Raw genomic sequence first — 17,832 nt, forward strand, 5'->3', positions numbered from 1 at the left:
TGCGATTGAAAACCGCCCGGCCCGTATTTAAGGAATCTTTCTTGTGCAACGCAAAAAAATGCCGGGCGTTGTGGGCGGGATAAAAGTCTCGTGTGAAACGTTAGAGGACGTCGCGCAAAAGTGGTCACCGGTTTTGCGATAACGACATGGGCAAAAGAAGGATCTAAAGCGTGACGAGCGAATCCGAAGGATCGCGACGCGTTTTAGGACGGCACCGAAACCGCTTTCTCACGATGCCGTGAGAGCCGGTCTCGTCAAATCGGGCGGCACCTCGACGTGCTGCCGACAGGGAGGGGTACATCTTGGTATCTGAAAAAGCACTTATCTCAAAAATCACATGGCGACTGATGCCGTTTCTTGGGCTTCTCTATCTCATCGCCTATATCGACCGTCAGAATGTCAGCTTCGCCAAACTGCAAATGGTCGGCGATCTGGGGCTCAGCGAATATGCCTATGGCCTTGGCGCGTCGTTGTTCTTCATCGGCTATTTCATCTTCGAAGTGCCGAGCAACCTGTTGCTCAATCGCTTCGGCGCCAGGCTCTGGTTTGCCCGCATCATCATTTCCTGGGGCCTTGTGACCATTGCGCTCGCCTATACGAGCAGCCCAACGATGTTCTATATCCTGCGCTTCCTTCTCGGCGTCTGCGAGGCTGGCTTCTTCCCCGGCGTCCTCTATCTCCTGACGCTCTGGTTCCCACGCGATTATCGCGGCCGCATGGTCGGTCTGTTCATGATCTTCTCCGCACTTGCCAATGCCGTTGGCGCACCGCTTGGCGGCATGCTGCTCGATCTGGACGGCCTCTGGGGCTATGCGGGCTGGGAGTGGGTCTTCCTTGCCACCGGCATTCCGGCCGTGATCGCGGGTATCGTCACCATCTTCTATCTCGACGACAAGCCGGAAACGGCTGCATTCCTGTCTCAGGACGAGAAGGACTGGCTGAACAAGCGCATCGCTTCGGAAAACTCCGGCATGGACGAACATGCAGAGGACGGTTTCCGCGCGCTGATCAATCCGCGCGTCCTCTTCATGTCGCTCTGCTATGTCGGCTTCCCGCTGGCCGCCTATGGTCTCAGCTACTGGCTGCCGACCATCGTCAAAAGCTTTGGCGTGTCGAACACTGCGAATGGCTTCATCAACATCATTCCTTGGCTGATCGTTGCCGTTGCCCTCTATCTGGTGCCGTCGGCCGCCGATCGCTCCGAAAAGAAGATCACCTATATCGTTGTGCCTGCCTTTGTCGGCGCCTTCTGCCTGCTGATGTCCGCCCTGATGACATCGCCTGTCGCGCAGTTCGCCTTCCTCTGCATCGCCGCAGCGGGCATCTTCGCCGGACAGCCGGTGTTCTGGAGCCTTCCCGGTCGCTTCCTGAAGGGTGCGGGCGCTGCTGCCGGTCTTGCGGCGATCAACTCGGTCGGCAATCTCGGCGGCTTTGTCGCCCAGAACGTCGTTCCCTGGATCCGCGATGAGACGGGAAGCACCATCGCCCCGATGTTCTTCCTCTCGGCCTGCCTCGCGATTGCCGGTGTGCTCGTGATCATCGCCGGCCGGATGATCGCCAGGCAGATCTCCTCGCAGCCGAATTTGAAGGCCTGAGTCTTTCAACGCCCCTGCTTGCGGCGCATCCCTTTTTCGATGCGCCGCAGGATCAGCGACAGTCCGAGCGTCAGGATCAGATAGACGTAAGCGACGATGGAATAGGTCTCGAAGAAGCGGAAGGAGCCGGCCGCATAGACCTTGCCGAGCTGCGTGATATCCGCGACACCCAGCACCGAGACTAGCGAGCTATCCTTCACCATCGAAACGAAATCATTCGAAAGCGGTGGAAAGATCGTCCGCACCGCCTGCGGAAAGACGACCAGACGAAAGCGCTGATAGCGGCTGAGCCCGAGCGCCTTTGCCGCCTCGATCTGTCCTTGATCGACAGCCTCGATGCCCGCCCGGAAGATTTCTGCGAGGAACGCTCCATAGCAGAGCGTCAGCGCCAGGATAGCCCTCCACATCAGCGAAAAGTCGCGCACGATGACCGGCTCGACCCAACCCGCAGCAATCAACGGCGTCATCAGCCAATTGACGAAATCCACCAGCAGGGGCGCGCCAGCAAAGGCGATGTAGAACAGCACGACAAGGATCGGAATGCCGCGCATGGTTTCGATATAGAAACGCGCAACCTGCCGCAGCACAAGAGTGTCGGCCATGCCGAGAAGGGCAATCAGCAGACCCCAGAGGCAGGCAAGAAAGAAGGCCACCAGCGTGACGAAGATCGTCATGCCGATGCCATTGATCACCGTGGTGAAGACCTGCGCATAGATGCCATTGACGGCAATCACCACGGCAAGAGTGGCGCCGATATCGACCAGCGCCACCAGCCACCAGGGAAAATCATCCGCTGCATGTTTGGATTGCGGACGGTTCACGCCGGAACGCTCCAAGGCGATGACATGCGCATTCGCTTATTCGCCAAGCTTGTAGTCCAGGAACCACTTCTTATCGAGCGCGGCAAAGGTACCATCGGCCTTCAAGGCGGCAATCGCGGCGTTGACGGGTGCCACGAGATCGGAGCCCTTCTTGAAGATGAAGCCGAAATCGTCGCCACCGAGCGGCCCACCGATCAGCTTCAACGTGCCATTTGACGAATCGACATAGCCCTTGCCCGCAACGCCATCGGTCAAAACCAGATCGACATCGCCGGTGCGCAGCGCCTGCACGGTGGCGCCAAAGGTCTCCATCAGCTTGACGCGCGGATTCTGCTCATTGCCATCCAGGATATCGTAGATGGCCGTATAGAAGGGGGTTGTGCCAGCCTGCGCGCCGATCAGGCCCTTATCGAAGGCCGCAAAGCTCTTGGCGTCGGTAAAGCGGGTCTCGTCTGCGCGCACCAGCATGAACATCTCCGAGCGCATGTAAGGATCGGAGAAATCCACCTTCTCCTTGCGATCCTCCTTGATGCTGATGCCGGTCATGCCGATGTCGTACTGCCCGGCGGAGACAGCCGGGATCATCGCATCCCAGGAAGCGTTCTGATACTCGACCTTGGCATTCAGCCGCTTGGCGATCTCGTTCATCGCATCATATTCCCAACCGATCGGCTTGCCCGTCTTCGGATCGACGAATTGCAGCGGCGGATAGGCATTCTCCGTCACCACGACGATCTCGCGACCCTTCAGATCCGGCAGATCGGCGGCCGATGCGAGGACTGGTGATAAAAGCGCGGAGGCGATGGCGATGAAAAATGAGCGTCTGAACAATGGCGGTCTCCTGAAAAGAAGCTCGGAAATTGACACGCTTTAAAGCCGCCGCGCAAGAGACATGCGTTTCAAGAAAGCGGGGGGTGTTAGAATGCCGCCACATCTTTCGACCCCGCGTCGCAACAGACCGCCCGGTGGCGCAGGACGCCGCAAAACCCGACAACAAAAAAGGCGGCCCGAAGACCGCCTTTTCGATAATCCCAAAAGGGAAAGCTTATTCAGCTGCACCTTCAGCAGCCTTTGCTGCTGCAGCTTCTTCAGCTGCCTTGGCTTCAGCGGCTTCTGCTGCTGCCTTTTCGGCGGCCAGAGCCTGTGCTGCTGCAACCTTTTCAGCTTCGATACGTGCCTTTTCGTCGGCAGCAGCCTGACGCTCGGCATCGTTGAGCTTGCGAGCGCGAACACCGGTGTCTTCAACGATACGAGCGGACTTACCGCGACGGTCGCGCAGGTAGTAGAGCTTCGCACGGCGAACCTTACCACGGCGAACGATCTCAACGCCTTCAACCAGCGGAGAGTAAACCGGGAATACGCGCTCTACGCCTTCGCCGTAGGAGATCTTGCGAACGGTGAAGTTCTCGTTGAGACCGCCGCCGGAGCGAGCGATAACGACGCCTTCGTAAGCCTGTACGCGGGTACGGTTACCTTCCGTAACGCGCACGTTGACGCGAACGGTGTCACCAGGAGAAAATTCAGGAAGCTTGCGCTTCGCTTCGATCTTGGCGGCCTGTTCGGCTTCCAGCTGTGCAATAATGTTGGTCATGTTAACCTCTGAGTTCTTCTGAAACAGCCAGAGCGCTCAACGAGATCATTCCTTGGATCCTGTCCTTGGAATTATGCCTTGCGGCAGGAGCGGGTTCGCCATTCTTTGCTTGCGGTTAATGGGCATAAGCCCAATTCCACGCGGGCCAATACAGGAAGATCACCGGTTTGTCATCCCTTACATGACAATATTTTGTCGGCCGCCACCTGATTGTCGGAAAGCGCATCTGCTTATATGGGAGATGGAACGCCGGGAGGGGCCATGTCCATTGCAATCATTCTACTCTTGTTCGCCAGCGGCTTTCTGTCCGGCGCCGTCAATGCCATTGCTGGCGGCGGCACCTTCCTGACCTTCGGCGCCATGACGGTAGCGGGTATCGCACCGATCTCGGCCAATGCCACCTCCTCCATCGTTCAGTTTCCAGGCTACGTCACCTCGGTAATTGCCTACTGGCCGGAAATTCGTGCCCACTGGAAGGGTGCGGTCCTGCTCGCGGTTCTCTCGATCCTCGGTTCAACCGGCGGCGCACTGCTGTTGCTGTCGCTCGACAACCCCTCCTTCCGCCAGCTGGTGCCGTGGCTTCTGCTTGCGGCCACGGCACTCTTTGCCGCCGGGCCGTGGCTCCGTCCGCGCTCGAATGAAGAGCATCCGAAAAGCAATGTCGCCAGCCTGATCGGCCAGTTCTTCACCTCGATCTATGGCGGATTCTTTGGTGCCGGTATGGGCATCATGATGCTCGCCGTGCTCGGCCTCACCGCAGGCGGCACCTATCATCATCTGAACGCCCTGAAGAACCTGCTGGCCGTCGTCATTGCCGCCGTTGCCACCATTGTCTTCGTCGGCGGTGGTGTTGTCGCCTGGCACGCGGCGCTGATCATGATTCCCGCCTCTGCGCTCGGCGGCTATTGTGGCGTCTATCTTGCCCGCCGCGTTCCACAATGGATCATCCGAGCATTGGTGATCACGGTCGGGCTAGTGCTGACGGGCTACTACTTCTTCACCGCTTGAGTTTCGGCCAGCAAATCCGGGCGGCGCTCTCTCGTCAGAGCCAGCGCCTGCTCATGCCGCCACGTGTCGATCAGCTTGTGATTGCCCGACGTCAAAACGGCGGGAATGTCCCGGCCTTCCCAGACCTGCGGCCTTGTGTAGTGCGGATGCTCGAGCAGTCCGCCTTCGAAACTTTCATGCACACCGGACAGGTCATTGCCCATCACGCCCGGCAGAATGCGCACCACCGCATCGAGAAGCGTCAGCGCTGCGGGCTCACCGCCCGAAAGAATATAGTCGCCGATGCAGACCTCTTCGAGGCCACGCGCATCGATCACCCGCTGGTCCACGCCTTCGAAACGACCGCAGACAATGATGACGCCCTCACCTGCCGCAAGCTCGCGCACACGCTCCTGCGTCAGCGGCTTGCCGCGCGGGCTCATCAACAGGCGCGGACGACTATCATCCTCCGACACCGCGTCGATGGCCGCTGCCAGCACATCGGGTTTGAGCACCATGCCAGCACCGCCACCTGCCGGCGTGTCATCGACACTGCGATGCTTGTCGGTGGCAAAATCGCGGATCTGCACCGGCTCCATCTGCCATTGGCCGCGCTCCAGCGCCTTGCCCGCCAGAGAATAGGACAGATGCCCCGGAAACATTTCCGGGTAGAGCGTCAGCACGGTTGCCTTGAAGCTCATCGGCTTACTTCTTGCCCTTGCCGAAGATCGGATGATCGGGATCGTCCTTGCCGTCTTCCGGATTGTCGATCAGCCCCGCGGCAAAGGGATCGATCAGGATCTTTCCGCCCTCCAGATCGATTTCGAGAACGGCAGCCTCGGTAAAGGGGATGAGCGCCGGACGACGTCCCGCACCCTTCAACTCAAGCAGATCACCTGCGCCAAAATCATAGACGGCACTGACCGAACCGTAGCTTTTGCCCTCGGCGTCCACCACGTCGAGACCCTCGAGATCGGTATAGAAGAACTCGTCCTCGTCCAGATCCTCGTCAGGCAGGTTGTCGCGATCGACGAAGAGCTCAAGCCCGTTCAACGCTTCAGCGGCGTTGCGGTCATTGATACCGCGAAAGCGCACGATGACGACATTCTTGCCTTGGCGCACTTCGAGAATTTCAAACACACGCCCATCGGCGGCAACCAGATTGCCGTAATCGCCAAGCGCCAGGGGATCGTCGGTATAGGAGCTGACCCGCACTTCGCCGCGCAAGCCCTGGGCTGCGCCAATCTTGGCCATGAGAATGGGGTTTTCCAGCTTTGCCATTGAACCGTCCGTTGTCGCGTTGTGCGCGTATCGTTTTAGTACCTGGCTGATCTACCGCCAAGTCCATGGGAATTAAACATGAAAACGGGTGGCGCGGAAACCGTGCCACCCGTTTCTATCAGGATAAACCAGACTTATTCTGCAGCAGCGGCTTCAGCGGCAGCAGCAGCGGCGTCTTCAGCCTTCTGCTTCTTCTCGGCAACGCGCTCGAGAGCCTTCTTGCCTGGCTTTGCCTTTTCAGGGTTGTTGCGCGCGTCGCGCGTTGCAATGCCGGCTTCTGCGAGGAAGCGCAGAACGCGGTCGGTCGGCTGTGCACCCTTTGCGATCCATTCCTTGACGAGGTCGCCGTTGATCTGGATGCGATCAGCGTTGTCCTTCGGCAGCATCGGGTTCCAGGAACCGACCTTCTCGAGGAAGCGGCCGTCGCGCGGGCTGCGGGCGTCAGCAACAACGATCTGGTAGTACGGGCGCTTCTTGGAACCACCGCGTGCGAGACGAATTTTCAGTGCCATGTGAGTTCTCCTTATAATGGCTTGCCCGCCGGTCAGGCGGTCTTTTCTGTGCCGTTGTGTTCAGCGGCAATGGCTTCATGATGCCGGATGACTTCCTTGATGATGAAGTTCAAGAACTTCTCGGCGAAATCCGGATCCAGATTGGCATCCTTGGCCAGGCGGCGCAGGCGTTCGATCTGGTATTCTTCGCGCGCCGGGTCTGCCGGCGGCAAATCGTAGGTGGCCTTCAACACGCCCACCGCCTTGGTACAGCGGAAGCGTTCGGCCAGCATGTGCACCAGTGCGGCATCGACATTGTCGATGGACTGGCGGTATTCAGCGAGTTTTTCTTTGACGTCTGTCGTAGTCACCGATGGCCTCACTTCTTCTTGCCAAAACCGGGAAGACCCGGAAGACCGCCGAGACCCGGCAGCTTGCTGCCACCGAGACCAGGCAATCCGCCTGGAAGACCGCCAAGACCCGGAGGCAGAGCGCCCGGCTTGCCAAGACCTGCGGCTTCCGCCTGCTTCTGCAGCGCTTCAAGCTGCTTGGGGTCCATATTGGCGAGATCAGGCATGCCGCCCATGCCGAGACCCATCTTGCCGGCCAGACCGCCCATCATCTGCTTCATGATGCCGCCCTTGCCCTTGCCGCCCATGGCTTTCATCATGTCGGCCATGCCGCGATGCATCTTCAAGAGCTTGTTGATTTCGGCAGCATCCGTGCCGGAACCGGCAGCAATGCGCTTCTTGCGGCTGTGTTTGAGAATATCCGGGTTGGCGCGCTCAGCCTTGGTCATCGACGAGATGATCGCCAGCTGACGGTCGAACATCTTGTCGTTCAAACCGGCGGACGCCATCTTGTCCTTCATGCCAGCCATGCCGGGCATCAGACCCATGATGCCGCCCATGCCGCCCATCTTCTGCATCTGGCGCAGCTGATCGGCCAGATCGTTGAGGTCGAACTTGCCCTTGGCCATCTTCTCGGCCATGGCGCGGGCTTTTTCCGCATCGATATTCTCTGCAGCCTTTTCGACCAGCGAGACGATATCGCCCATGCCGAGAATGCGGTCTGCGATACGGCGTGGATGAAACTCATCCAGTTCGTTCATCCGCTCGCCGGTACCGATGAGCTTGATCGGCTTGCCGGTAACGGCGCGCATGGAAAGGGCCGCACCACCACGGCCATCGCCATCCATACGGGTCAGCACAAGGCCGGTAATGCCGACACGTTCATCGAAATTGCGCGCCAGATTGACGGCATCCTGACCGGTCAGGCTGTCGGCAACCAGCAGGATTTCGTGCGGATTGGCCTTTTTCTTGATGTCGGCCATTTCCAGCATCAACGGCTCGTCGATGTGGGTACGACCGGCGGTATCGAGGATCACGACATCATGGCCGCCAAGCTTGGCCGCCTGGACGGCGCGCGAGGCGATATCGGTCGGCGACTGGCCGGCAACGATCGGCAGCGTATCGATGCCGGTCTGCACGCCAAGCTGGCGCAGCTGCTCCTGGGCGGCGGGGCGGCGCGTGTCGAGAGATGCCATCAGCACCTTCTTCTTCTCGCGATCCGTCAGACGCTTGGCAATCTTGCCGGTGGTGGTCGTCTTACCCGAACCCTGCAGACCCACCATCATGATGACGACGGGAGCCGGTGCATGCAGATCGACCGACACACCTTCCGAGCCCAGCATTTCAACAAGCTCGTCATGGACGATCTTGACGACCATCTGGCCGGGCTTGATGGACTTCAGGACCGAGGCGCCAACCGCCTTTTCGCGCACCTTTTCGGTGAAGGTACGAACGACTTCCAGCGCCACGTCCGCTTCCAGAAGCGCACGGCGAACCTCACGCAGCGCTGCGGAAACATCGGCTTCCGAAAGCGAGCCACGGCCGGTCAGTCCATTCAAAATGGAGCCAAGGCGGTCCTGGAGGTTTTCAAACATCTGTTCTTCCTTCTTCGTTTCGGTTTCCCGAAACGTCGGTGCTTTTGCTGGCAAAAACAAGACGCCCGGAAATGGGCAAAGCCAAAAAGCACCCGAGGGCGCATCGCGCTGTCGGGTGTTGACCTCCGGGATCTCTTTATACCTTGACGGGTCCCGGTCGGTGGCTTGGAGTCTTGAAACTGCCAGCTGATCGGGCGGGATAAACAGGAAATGCACGCGAAAGTCAAGGCAAGTCCGGTGTTTTGGCGAAAACGCCTTCAAACGGACGACATTGTAGACGCTTCTTCGACGAGTCTGGCGCTTGTCGTTTATCTATCCTCTTCCTATAGCTTACATCATGAACCGTCGAAACTTCTTTCGCCTCTCCGCCATTGCTGCCCTGTTGCTCGGCAGCGGCGGCATTTTTGCCAGCCGCTCCTACGCCAGCGCATACTATAGCGGCCCCGCCTCCGATCATTTCGACGGCGTGAGATTCTTCAATCCCAACGGCGAACAGCCGAATGGTTTTGGCGACCTGATGAAATGGCGCTTCAACGGCCACAGAGCTGAGTGGCCGGAGAACTATCCAAGCCCCTATCCGACAGCCAAGCCAGAGGCCCGCGTCGAGGGCAATGATCTACGCGTCACCTTTGTTGGCCACGCCTCCTTCCTCATCCAGACGGCAGGGTTGAATATTCTGATCGACCCGGTCTGGTCGGAGCGCACAAGTCCGTTCAGCTTTATCGGGCCAAAGCGCGTCAACCCGCCCGGCATCCGCTTCGAGGACCTGCCGCCGATCGATCTCGTTCTGGTCACGCATAATCACTACGACCATCTTGATATCGAAACGCTGCACAGGCTGCATGTCGAGCACAAGCCGCATTTCGTCACGCCGCTCGGCAATGACGCGATCATCCGCACCAAGGTGCAGGCGGCGAAGATTTCGGTCGGAGACTGGGGCGATGCGATTGCCGTCAGCCCCGACATCAAAGTCCATTTTGAGCCCTGCCACCACTGGTCGGCACGCGGGTTGAACGACAGGCGCATGGCGCTCTGGGCCGCCTTCGTCATCGAGACGCCCGGCGGCAAGATCTACCACATCGGCGATACCGGCTTTCACAGCGGGCTGAACTACCACGCTGCCGCCAAGAAGCATGGCAGCTTCCGCCTCGCAAATCTGCCCTTCGGCGCCTACGAGCCGCGCTGGTTCATGAAGGGCCAGCATCAAAATCCGGCAGAAGCGGTGGAAGGCATGAAGATCTGCAACGCGGCTTATGCCTGCGGCCACCATTGGGGCACGGTGCAATTGACCGATGAGGCGATCGACGCGCCCATTATCGCGCTCGAAGCGGCGCTGAAGAACCAGGGGGTGACCAAAGACAAGTTCCGCCCCATGCGGCCAGGCGAAGTGTTCGACGTTCCCTCTGTCTGACGCAGGCGGGTAACTGAGAATGCTTCCCGACGGGACTTCACTTACTCTGAAATGATCTTGACCCGCTGACCCGGCTCGACCGAGGCCGTGGTGCTCAGCGCATTCAGCACGCGGAAGAGTTCCAGCTTGCGATCCGTACCCATCATCCGTGCGGCAAGCGAGGCAACGGTTTCGCCGGGCTTGACGGTGACAACGCGAACGCGAAGCGGCTTCAGAGCGGAGATTTCCGCAGGCGTCATCTTGCGGAAGCTGGAGCGCAGCAAGTTCGCGACCGTCTCCAACTGCGTGCTGCCCTTCGGCACGGCGGTGAGGAAGCGGAAAATCTGATCGCCGACGCGAATGACGGTGACATCGAAATCCCACTTGTCGGCGCTGGCGCGCGCCGTTGCCGCAGGCAGGCCGTTCACCTGAATTTCTCGCACCGTATCCGGTATCAAGCCGGCCACCCAGCCGCTCGTCAGATAGTTGGGCAGGCTGGTCTGCTTGGGATCGGCCACGCCATCGAAGCGGATCGCCATATCGCCAGGGCCGGTTGCGAGAACCGCTTCCACCTTGTTATCGATCTGGAAGCCTTCCGGCACATCGAAGCGGATACCGAGATTGCCATGCAGGAATGTATTGCCGCGGACATAGCCCTCCTGCGGGCTATCGCCATAAAGCAGGCCGTCGATGCCGGTGAGGAACCAGTCACGACCCTTGTCACCGACCTGGCCTTCCTGGCCAAAGGCGCGGGCATGGCGCTTGGCAAGCTCAATGCGCTGCGGCGTATTGGGGTGGCTCGACAGGAAGTCGAGGCTCTGGTCGCTATCGGGATCGGCCGAGGTGAAGCGTGCATAGGCCGCCATGGAATCGAGGAAGCGCGGCGAAGCGTAAGGATCATAACCCGCCTCCCCCAGCATCCGCACGCCGATGACGTCCGCCTGCAATTCCTGCTGGCGCGAGAAGGCCGCAAGCCGAAGCTTGCCGCGTGCAAGCGCCTGCTTGCCGGCAAGATCGCTGGACAGAACCTCCGCCACGACGCGGCTGGCAATGACTTCCGCCTCTTCGCGGCGCTGACGCTCGATGCCGTGATTGGCAGTCACGTGGCCCATCTCGTGCGACAGCACGGCGGCCACTTCAGAGGCGTCATTGGCAAGCGCAAGCAGGCCACGTGTGACATAGAGATAGCCGCCCGGCAGCGCGAAAGCGTTGATGGCTGGAGAGTTCAGAATGGTGATACGATAGGACTGCTGCGGATTTTCCGACACCGCCGTCAGCGCCCCGGTGATGCGGGCGACCAGACGCTCGGTCTTCTCGTCGTGATATTCGCCGCCATAGCTTGCAACGATGCGCGGATGCTCACGCGCGCCCATCTGCGCGCGCGGATCGTTCTTCTGCACCTCTTCCACGGTCTGCGGGTTGTCGGAAGGCTTCAGCGTCGACTGATAGGCGGGACTGAACAGCGACTGGCATGAGGACAGCAACAATGCTGCGGCACCGAGAGCTATCATGCCTCGCCGCGATCCCGACCGTCTTTCCTCATTGTGACCGGAGCGGCCATTTACGGCCTTCACACGCGTCATCATACTGCCAGTCCGCTCCAAACGTTCCTGATCATCCGTTATATGCAGACCAGAATATCAGCTTAAACCCCACAGGCACCAGAATGCCTGAACATCCAAAACGATCCCAAAAACGATCTATGCTGCGGAAAGACCCTGACAAAAGACGTTCTCTATATATGTCTCAAATAGTTGAGCCTCATTGGCAAGTGCAAAAAATACGCACCTTCACTGTCTATTTGCAGGATTGACATTGCGCCGCGTCCAAATTGTGGCACGGCAACGCACTACTTCTGGAGGAAGGCGCCGACCTCGGGAATGTCTGTGGCGGAAAAGAAGGCCTCCGTCGTCCCCTGAAACAGGATCTTGCCATCCGACAGAAAAACCACGGCATCGGCAAGACGGCGAATATCGTCCGGGTGATGGGTCACGAGAAGGACCGTGTTGCCGTTTTCCGATTGCAGGTCTTTCAACAGCCCCGCCATGCCGGCACGCAAGCCCGGATCGAGTGCTGCAAAGGGTTCGTCCAGCAGCATGACGGCCCGTTGGCGAACAAGTGCCCGCGCCAGCGCCGCACGCTGGCGTTCGCCGCCGGACATGCTGGATGGCAGCCGCTTTTCAAAACCCGCAAGCCCCACGCGTTCCAGCGCTGACGCAATCTTGGCCTTGTCTTCGCTGGTCAAACGGAGCGATGGACTGATGCCGAGACCGATATTGGTGGCGATATCGAGATGGGCGAAGAGGTTGTTATCCTGAAAGATCAGTGAGATCGGGCGTTCGGCCGGATCGCGTCCACTGACATCCTGAAGCCCAATCAGCACGCGACCGCTTGCCGGCTTTTCAAAGCCCGCCACAAGGTTGAGAAGCGTCGACTTGCCCGACCCGGAAGGACCGACGACCGCCGTCACCTTCGCTTCCTCGAAGGACGTATCAAGGAAGAACGCCTGCTGTCCAAGCTGCAGCGAGACCTGTTCCAGCGTGACGTTTACTCGATCGCTTTTCATGCTGCTATTTTCGCTCTCTCGGATTGGCGCGACACGCCGCCTGCCGCGAGGATGAGGCAAATAACGCCAAGGATGAAGGCGTAGCCCGCTGCATCATTGGTGCGGTAGCTGCCCATATTGCTATAGACCAGCCACGGCAAGGTGACGAAGCTTTCGGACCCGAACAGCGCGACGGCCCCGAGATCACCGAGCGACAGCGCCATGGCGAAGGAAAAGGCCATGGCGAAGGTCCGCCACAGGACCGGGAGATCGATCAGGCGAAACCGTGAAAAACCGCTAAGCCCTAGGCTGGCAACCAGTCTGCCGGTTCTCACCTGATGTGTGGTGAATGCAGGCTCCAGAACGCGCATGGCGAAGGGCAAGGCCATCAGCATGTTGATGAGCGCCACGAGAAATGGCGCGAAGACGGACACATTGCCGAAAGGACGCAACAGCAGAAACCAGCCACTGCCAAGCACGACGGGTGGCACCAGAAGCACCATCGAAGCGCCGCCACCCAGCATCGCCGAAAGAACCCTCGCGCCGCGCCCCGGCTCGCGACGATCGGCAATCGCCTGGCGCGACCGAATAAGCGCCACGGAAATAAGGACCGAGAGCGATGCCGAGAGAAGGGCAATCGACAGGCTGGTGATCGCTGCGCGCCGAAACACGTCCGCGCTCAAAAGACGCCCCAGATCGGCAGTCAGCCCGGAGACCGCAACCGCTATCAGCGGCGACCCGACCAGCAGCATCGCAAGAACAATGACAAGCCCATCCCAAAGACGCGCCAACGGGCGAGTGGCATCGAAACGACGAACCGTCTGGCCCTGCGTCTGACCTTCCGCTTCCGCACCCGGCAGAAACGAGAGCAGCACGAGAAGCAGGCCGGTCATCGCAATCTGCATCAGCGAGAGTGCTATGGCACGTGGCGGATCGAAATCGAAGCGCAGCGCCTGATAGATCGCCACCTCGATGGTCGTCGCAGCCGGACCGCCGCCGAGCAGCAGGACAAGCGTGAAGCTCGTGGCGCAGAGCATGAAGATCAGGCCCGCCACACCCGGCACGAGCCGCCGTACCACCGGCCATTCGATGAAGCGGAATGTCGAGAGGGAATTCATGCCGAGCACGGCACTCATGCGCCAATATTCGCCGGGCATTCTTTCCAGCCCCGCCAGGAAGAAACGCACGGCAAGCGGCAGGTTGAAGAAGACATGGGCAATGAGAATGCCGGAAAGGCCGTAAATGCTGAAAGGTTGCGCCACGCCCGCAGAGAGAAGCGCCATGTTGAGCAGCCCCTGCCTGCCCCAGATCGCGATCAGCCCGAGCGCACCGACGATCACCGGTAGACCCATGGGCACCGCCATCAGCCGGATGATCCAGATACGGCCGGGAAAATCCCGCTGGCGTGCGAGCGCCAAGGCGACCGGTAGACCGAGCGCGACCGAAAGAACGGTGGAGAGCGTCGCCTGCCAGAGCGTGAAGCGAAGAATGCGCAGCGTGTAGGTATCGAAGAGGGCGCCAGATGCCGCCTGTGTATCGAAGGACAGAAGCGCTGCGACCGCAAGCCCGATGAAGAGCAACACGGCGGTGAAAGCCGCCGTGCCACTGATCAGGAACCGTCTTCTGTCGCTGCGCGCAATCACGGGCGTGGTCTGCGTGAGGTTACTTCACGCTCATCGCGGTCAGCCACTCATCGATCCAGGCCTTACGGTTCTTCGCCACCTCTTCCGGCGACATCAGGAAGGTCTTGGTCGGCTGGACCAGCTTGTTGAAGGCATCCGGCAGCGGCTGCGACGTAGCGGTGACCGGCATCATCCAGTTGTTTTCCGGAATGGCATCCTGAAAGCCAGGTGTCAGGATGAAGGAAAGGAACTTTCTACCCAACTCTTTTTCCGGCGCGTTCTTCAACAGGCCTGCGACTTCGATCTGAATGTAATGGCCTTCCTCGAAGCTTGCGGCCTGATAGCGCTCGCTGTGCTCGGCCACCATATGATAGGCGGGCGACGTGGTATAGGAGAGCACCATCGGCACTTCGCCCTTGGTGAAGAGGCCGTAGGACTCCGACCAGCCCGGCGTAACCGTCAGAACGCGATCCTTGAGCTTTGCCCAGGCTTCCGGCGCCTTGTCGCCATAGACCGACTTGACCCAGAGCAGCAGGCCGAGGCCCGGCGTCGAGGTCCTTGGATCCTGAATGGCGATCTTCTGCGACGGGTCGCCTTCAACCAGTTCCTTCAGGCTCTTTGGCGGGTTCTTCAGCGTCTGGGTGTCATAGACAACGGCGAAGTGCCCGTAATCATAGGGAACGAAGACATCGTCCTTGAAGCCACCGGGAACCTTGGCTGCGGAGGCATCGATACCCGATGGTTCGAAGAGCCCCGTGGCTTTGGCTTCGGCAATGAGATTGGTGTCGAGACCGACCACGACATCCGCCTTGGAGCCGACACCTTCCAGCTTCAGGCGGTTGAGCAGCGCCACACCATCGGCGACGCCGACGAAATTGACGGTGCAATCGCAGGTCTTCTCGAACGCCGCCTTGACCTTGGGGCCTGGACCCCATTCGGAGACGAAGCTTTCATAGGTGTAGACGGTGAGAACCTTCTTGTCCTGCGCAGCGCCAAGGCTCGGCAGGAGGAAGGATGCGGCGACGAGGCCGGACAGCAGAAAACGACGATACATCAGACACCTTCTCGATTGGGTTACGGGAATAGGCGTCTGGATGGAAGCCGTCTAATCCCTCCGCCGGTGTTAACCGGATCAGGTTCTTCGGGTTGGCAAAAGCCTCTCAGCCTCGTCTTTCCGACAAAGCACCCCGTTAGAGCGAGAAAAGATGTAATGACACAATCGGTTATTGGCAAGACGGCAAGCGCCTATGCTTGCTCCGTCATGTAAACCAGTTCCCAGACATGGCCATCGGGATCCTGAAAGCTTGCCGCATACATGAAGCCATGATCCTGCACCGGTTTCCACTCGCGCCCACCGGAGGAGAGCGCCGTCTTCAGCATGCTGTCGATCTCCTGACGGCTGGACGCCGAGAGACAGGTCAGCACTTCCGTGCTGCTCTTCGCATCGGCGATCTCACCATTGATGAAATCGCGGAAACGTTCTTCCTGAAGCAGCATGACGAAGATGTTCTTCTCGACGATCATGCACAGCGTTCGCTCATCCGAATATTCCGGATTGAAGCTGAAGCCGAGCGCGGTGAAGAAGGCTTTCGATATCTCGATATTCTTCACCGGCAAGTTGACGAAGATCGTACGCATGGGCTGGCTCCTCCCTGTTGGAGCAAAGCAAAGCCCATATTCGCGCACCTGTCAAAGACGGCGCTAAAATGAAGCGTATTCCTTGACGGAAAGCGCCCTAGCCTTCCATCTCTTCGCGCAGCATCTCAAGCTCCAGCCACTCTTCTTCCATGGCCTCAAGCTTCTCACGCAGCTTCGCCATCTCGTCTGCCAGCTTGTTGAAGCCGCCGGGGTCCTTGGCGAAAAGCTGCGGGTCGGCCATGCGCTCTTCGCGCTTGGCGATTTCCCCCTGAAGCTTTTCCATTTCCTTCGGCAGGTTTTCGAGCGCGAATTTCTGCTTGAAGGAAAGCTTGCCCTTGGCCTTGGCAGGCTCGGCACTGGTCGCGGCGCTTGCCGAGGCCTTCGCCTTTTCCTGCTTTTCCGAACGCTTCTTGTCTTCTGCCGCACCCTTGCGCTGCGCCATCATGTCGGAATAGCCACCTGCATATTCGATCCAGCGGCCATCCGGCGCATCCGGATTGGCAGGCGCGATCGTCGAGGTCACGGTGCGATCGAGAAAGTCGCGATCGTGGCTGACGAGGATGACGGTGCCTGAGAAGCTTGCGACGATCTCCTGAAGCAAATCCAGGGTCTCGATGTCGAGATCGTTCGTCGGCTCATCGAGGATGAGAAGGTTGGTCGGTCTTGCGAGAATACGCGCCAGGATAAGACGGGCACGCTCGCCACCCGACAGATTGCGGATCGGCGTGCGGGCCTGTTCCGGCTGGAACAGGAAGTCCTTCATATAGCCGGTCACATGCTTCTGCTCGCCATTGACCAGCAGGCTTTCGCCACGACCATCGGTCAGGTAATGCGCCAGCGTATCGTTCGGATTGAGGTCCTCGCGCTTCTGGTCGAGTGTCGCGATTTCCAGATTGGTGCCGAGCTTCACCGTGCCGCTGTCGGGTGCCAGTTCACCGGTCAACATCTTGAGAAGTGTGGTTTTACCCGCACCATTTGGGCCAACAAGGCCGATGCAGTCGCCGCGATGCACGCGCAGCGAAAAAGGGGCGACGATGGTGCGATCGCCATAAGCCTTGGTGATGGCTTCCGCCTCGATGACCAGCTTGCCGGATTCGCGCGCTTCGACTGCGGTTGCCTGCACGGTGCCCTGCGGACCCTTATGTCCGCGATAGGCGGCGCGCATGTCGCGCAGCTCTCCCACGCGGCGCATGTTGCGCTTGCGGCGTGCCGTCACGCCATAACGCATCCAGTGCTCTTCCCGCTCGATGGCCTTGCCAAGCTTGTGCTGTTCCAGCTCTTCCTCTTCCAGCACCTTGTCGCGCCATTCCTCGAAATGGCCGAAGCCGCGATTGAGACGGCGCGACTGGCCGCGGTCGAGCCAGACGGTGGCGGTCGAGACCTTTTCGAGGAAACGACGGTCGTGCGAAATCAACACAAGCGCGCTTCGCGTCTGCTGCAATTCGCTTTCCAGCCATTCGATGGTCGGCAGGTCGAGATGGTTGGTCGGCTCGTCCAGCATGAGAATGTCTGGCTCCGGCGCCATGACGCGCGCCAAGGCCGCGCGACGCGCTTCACCGCCCGACAGACTTGCTGGATTTTCCTGGCCGGTCAGACCGAGATGTTCGAGAATATAGCTGACGCGATAGGGATCGTCGCCCGGTCCAAGACCGGATTCGGCATAGGCCTGCACGGTGTCGTAAGCACCGAAATCCGGTGCCTGCTCCAGATAGCGGATCGTCGCGGAGGGATGACGGAAAACCTCGCCCGATTGCGCTTCGACCAGACCGGCAGCGATCTTCATCAGCGTCGATTTGCCCGACCCGTTGCGGCCGACGAGGCAGATACGGTCGCCAGGCTCCACCTGCAAGTTGGCGCCATCCAGAAGGGGCGTCACGCCAAAGGTCAGCTTGATATCGTCGAGTTTCAGAATGGGGGGTGCCAAGG

General features: G+C 59.6%; 17 protein-coding genes and 1 riboswitch. Of the genes, 3 read left to right on the forward strand and 14 right to left on the reverse strand.

Features of this window, described 5'->3' with window-relative positions; all coding sequences use genetic code 11:
• Nucleotides 1-302: 302 nt before the first annotated feature.
• Nucleotides 303-1,595, forward strand: a complete 1,293-nt coding sequence (locus QE408_RS21960) for an MFS transporter (protein WP_306934578.1) — start codon at nucleotides 303-305, stop codon at nucleotides 1,593-1,595.
• A gap of 5 nt (nucleotides 1,596-1,600) precedes the next feature.
• On the opposite strand, the gene QE408_RS21965 is transcribed toward QE408_RS21960, so the two are convergent.
• From QE408_RS21965 to rplS, 3 genes are all read right to left on the reverse strand, one after another.
• Nucleotides 1,601-2,416, reverse strand: a complete 816-nt coding sequence (locus tag QE408_RS21965; RefSeq protein ID WP_306934579.1) for an amino acid ABC transporter permease — start codon at nucleotides 2,414-2,416, stop codon at nucleotides 1,601-1,603.
• 36 nt (nucleotides 2,417-2,452) lie between these two features.
• Entirely contained in the window at nucleotides 2,453-3,247 is a 795-nt protein-coding gene (locus QE408_RS21970) for a transporter substrate-binding domain-containing protein (protein WP_306934580.1), read from the reverse strand.
• Nucleotides 3,248-3,461: 214 nt separating this feature from the next.
• Entirely contained in the window at nucleotides 3,462-4,007 is a 546-nt protein-coding gene (rplS, locus tag QE408_RS21975; RefSeq protein ID WP_296076383.1) for a 50S ribosomal protein L19, read from the reverse strand.
• Between the two features lie 261 nt (nucleotides 4,008-4,268).
• Between rplS and QE408_RS21980 the strand changes: the two genes are divergently transcribed.
• Entirely contained in the window at nucleotides 4,269-5,015 is a 747-nt protein-coding gene (locus tag QE408_RS21980; protein WP_306934581.1) for a sulfite exporter TauE/SafE family protein, read from the forward strand.
• Here the strand turns inward: QE408_RS21980 and trmD are convergent.
• The 5 genes from trmD to ffh form a co-directional block, all read right to left on the reverse strand.
• Complete coding sequence (gene trmD, locus QE408_RS21985; RefSeq protein WP_306934582.1) at nucleotides 4,997-5,695, reverse strand: tRNA (guanosine(37)-N1)-methyltransferase TrmD; 699 nt, start codon at nucleotides 5,693-5,695, stop codon at nucleotides 4,997-4,999. The two genes, QE408_RS21980 and trmD, sit on opposite strands and share 19 nt — an antisense overlap.
• 4 nt (nucleotides 5,696-5,699) lie before the next feature.
• Nucleotides 5,700-6,275, reverse strand: coding sequence for a ribosome maturation factor RimM (gene rimM, locus QE408_RS21990; RefSeq protein WP_306934583.1), 576 nt, complete (start codon nucleotides 6,273-6,275; stop codon nucleotides 5,700-5,702).
• 134 nt (nucleotides 6,276-6,409) lie between these two features.
• Nucleotides 6,410-6,787, reverse strand: a complete 378-nt coding sequence (gene rpsP, locus QE408_RS21995) for a 30S ribosomal protein S16 (RefSeq protein WP_306934584.1) — start codon at nucleotides 6,785-6,787, stop codon at nucleotides 6,410-6,412.
• Nucleotides 6,788-6,819: 32 nt separating this feature from the next.
• Nucleotides 6,820-7,137, reverse strand: coding sequence for a chorismate mutase (locus QE408_RS22000; protein ID WP_062444677.1), 318 nt, complete (start codon nucleotides 7,135-7,137; stop codon nucleotides 6,820-6,822).
• Nucleotides 7,138-7,145: 8 nt separating this feature from the next.
• A complete protein-coding gene (gene ffh, locus QE408_RS22005) occupies nucleotides 7,146-8,711 on the reverse strand; it encodes a signal recognition particle protein (RefSeq protein WP_306934585.1) in 1,566 nt (521 codons plus the stop codon).
• A gap of 337 nt (nucleotides 8,712-9,048) precedes the next feature.
• Between ffh and QE408_RS22010 the strand changes: the two genes are divergently transcribed.
• Nucleotides 9,049-10,122, forward strand: a complete 1,074-nt coding sequence (locus QE408_RS22010; protein ID WP_306934586.1) for an MBL fold metallo-hydrolase — start codon at nucleotides 9,049-9,051, stop codon at nucleotides 10,120-10,122.
• Between the two features lie 41 nt (nucleotides 10,123-10,163).
• Here the strand turns inward: QE408_RS22010 and QE408_RS22015 are convergent, their stop codons facing one another.
• The 6 genes from QE408_RS22015 to QE408_RS22040 form a co-directional block, all read right to left on the reverse strand.
• Nucleotides 10,164-11,612: a M48 family metalloprotease gene (locus tag QE408_RS22015; protein ID WP_306934926.1), complete on the reverse strand. Its 1,449-nt coding sequence runs from the start codon at nucleotides 11,610-11,612 to the stop codon at nucleotides 10,164-10,166.
• Nucleotides 11,613-11,950: 338 nt separating this feature from the next.
• Entirely contained in the window at nucleotides 11,951-12,667 is a 717-nt protein-coding gene (locus QE408_RS22020) for a thiamine ABC transporter ATP-binding protein (RefSeq protein WP_306934587.1), read from the reverse strand.
• On the reverse strand, nucleotides 12,664-14,289 hold the full coding sequence (gene thiP / locus QE408_RS22025; RefSeq protein ID WP_306934588.1) for a thiamine/thiamine pyrophosphate ABC transporter permease ThiP: 1,626 nt from the start codon (nucleotides 14,287-14,289) through the stop codon (nucleotides 12,664-12,666). Before thiP ends, QE408_RS22020 begins: the two co-directional genes overlap by 4 nt.
• A 19-nt stretch (nucleotides 14,290-14,308) precedes the next feature.
• Nucleotides 14,309-15,322 (reverse strand): thiamine ABC transporter substrate binding subunit, encoded by a 1,014-nt coding sequence (gene thiB / locus QE408_RS22030; RefSeq protein ID WP_306934589.1) that lies wholly within the window; start codon nucleotides 15,320-15,322, stop codon nucleotides 14,309-14,311.
• A 38-nt stretch (nucleotides 15,323-15,360) separates the two neighbouring features.
• A riboswitch (TPP riboswitch) is annotated at nucleotides 15,361-15,468 on the reverse strand.
• Between the two features lie 45 nt (nucleotides 15,469-15,513).
• Nucleotides 15,514-15,906, reverse strand: a complete 393-nt coding sequence (locus tag QE408_RS22035) for a VOC family protein (RefSeq protein ID WP_306934590.1) — start codon at nucleotides 15,904-15,906, stop codon at nucleotides 15,514-15,516.
• Nucleotides 15,907-16,003: 97 nt separating this feature from the next.
• Nucleotides 16,004-17,830 carry an ABC-F family ATP-binding cassette domain-containing protein gene (locus QE408_RS22040; protein ID WP_306934591.1) on the reverse strand — a complete coding sequence of 609 codons (1,827 nt, stop codon included), beginning with the start codon at nucleotides 17,828-17,830 and terminating at the stop codon, nucleotides 16,004-16,006.
• Between the last annotated feature and the right edge of the window lie 2 nt (nucleotides 17,831-17,832).

Origin of the sequence: Agrobacterium larrymoorei, from assembly GCF_030819275.1 — a bacterium.
In the GTDB taxonomy this organism is placed as follows: domain Bacteria; phylum Pseudomonadota; class Alphaproteobacteria; order Rhizobiales; family Rhizobiaceae; genus Agrobacterium; species Agrobacterium larrymoorei_B.

Coding starts and splice junctions, on each gene's coding strand:
- rplS (WP_296076383.1), bottom strand. CDS start 4,007: ATGACCAACATTATTGCACAGCTGGAAGCCGAACAGGCCGCCAAGATC.
- QE408_RS21980 (WP_306934581.1), top strand. CDS start 4,269: ATGTCCATTGCAATCATTCTACTCTTGTTCGCCAGCGGCTTTCTGTCC.
- trmD (WP_306934582.1), bottom strand. CDS start 5,695: ATGAGCTTCAAGGCAACCGTGCTGACGCTCTACCCGGAAATGTTTCCG.
- rimM (WP_306934583.1), bottom strand. CDS start 6,275: ATGGCAAAGCTGGAAAACCCCATTCTCATGGCCAAGATTGGCGCAGCC.
- rpsP (WP_306934584.1), bottom strand. CDS start 6,787: ATGGCACTGAAAATTCGTCTCGCACGCGGTGGTTCCAAGAAGCGCCCG.
- ffh (WP_306934585.1), bottom strand. CDS start 8,711: ATGTTTGAAAACCTCCAGGACCGCCTTGGCTCCATTTTGAATGGACTG.
- QE408_RS22010 (WP_306934586.1), top strand. CDS start 9,049: ATGAACCGTCGAAACTTCTTTCGCCTCTCCGCCATTGCTGCCCTGTTG.
- QE408_RS22015 (WP_306934926.1), bottom strand. CDS start 11,612: ATGATAGCTCTCGGTGCCGCAGCATTGTTGCTGTCCTCATGCCAGTCG.
- QE408_RS22020 (WP_306934587.1), bottom strand. CDS start 12,667: ATGAAAAGCGATCGAGTAAACGTCACGCTGGAACAGGTCTCGCTGCAG.
- thiB (WP_306934589.1), bottom strand. CDS start 15,322: ATGTATCGTCGTTTTCTGCTGTCCGGCCTCGTCGCCGCATCCTTCCTC.
- QE408_RS22035 (WP_306934590.1), bottom strand. CDS start 15,906: ATGCGTACGATCTTCGTCAACTTGCCGGTGAAGAATATCGAGATATCG.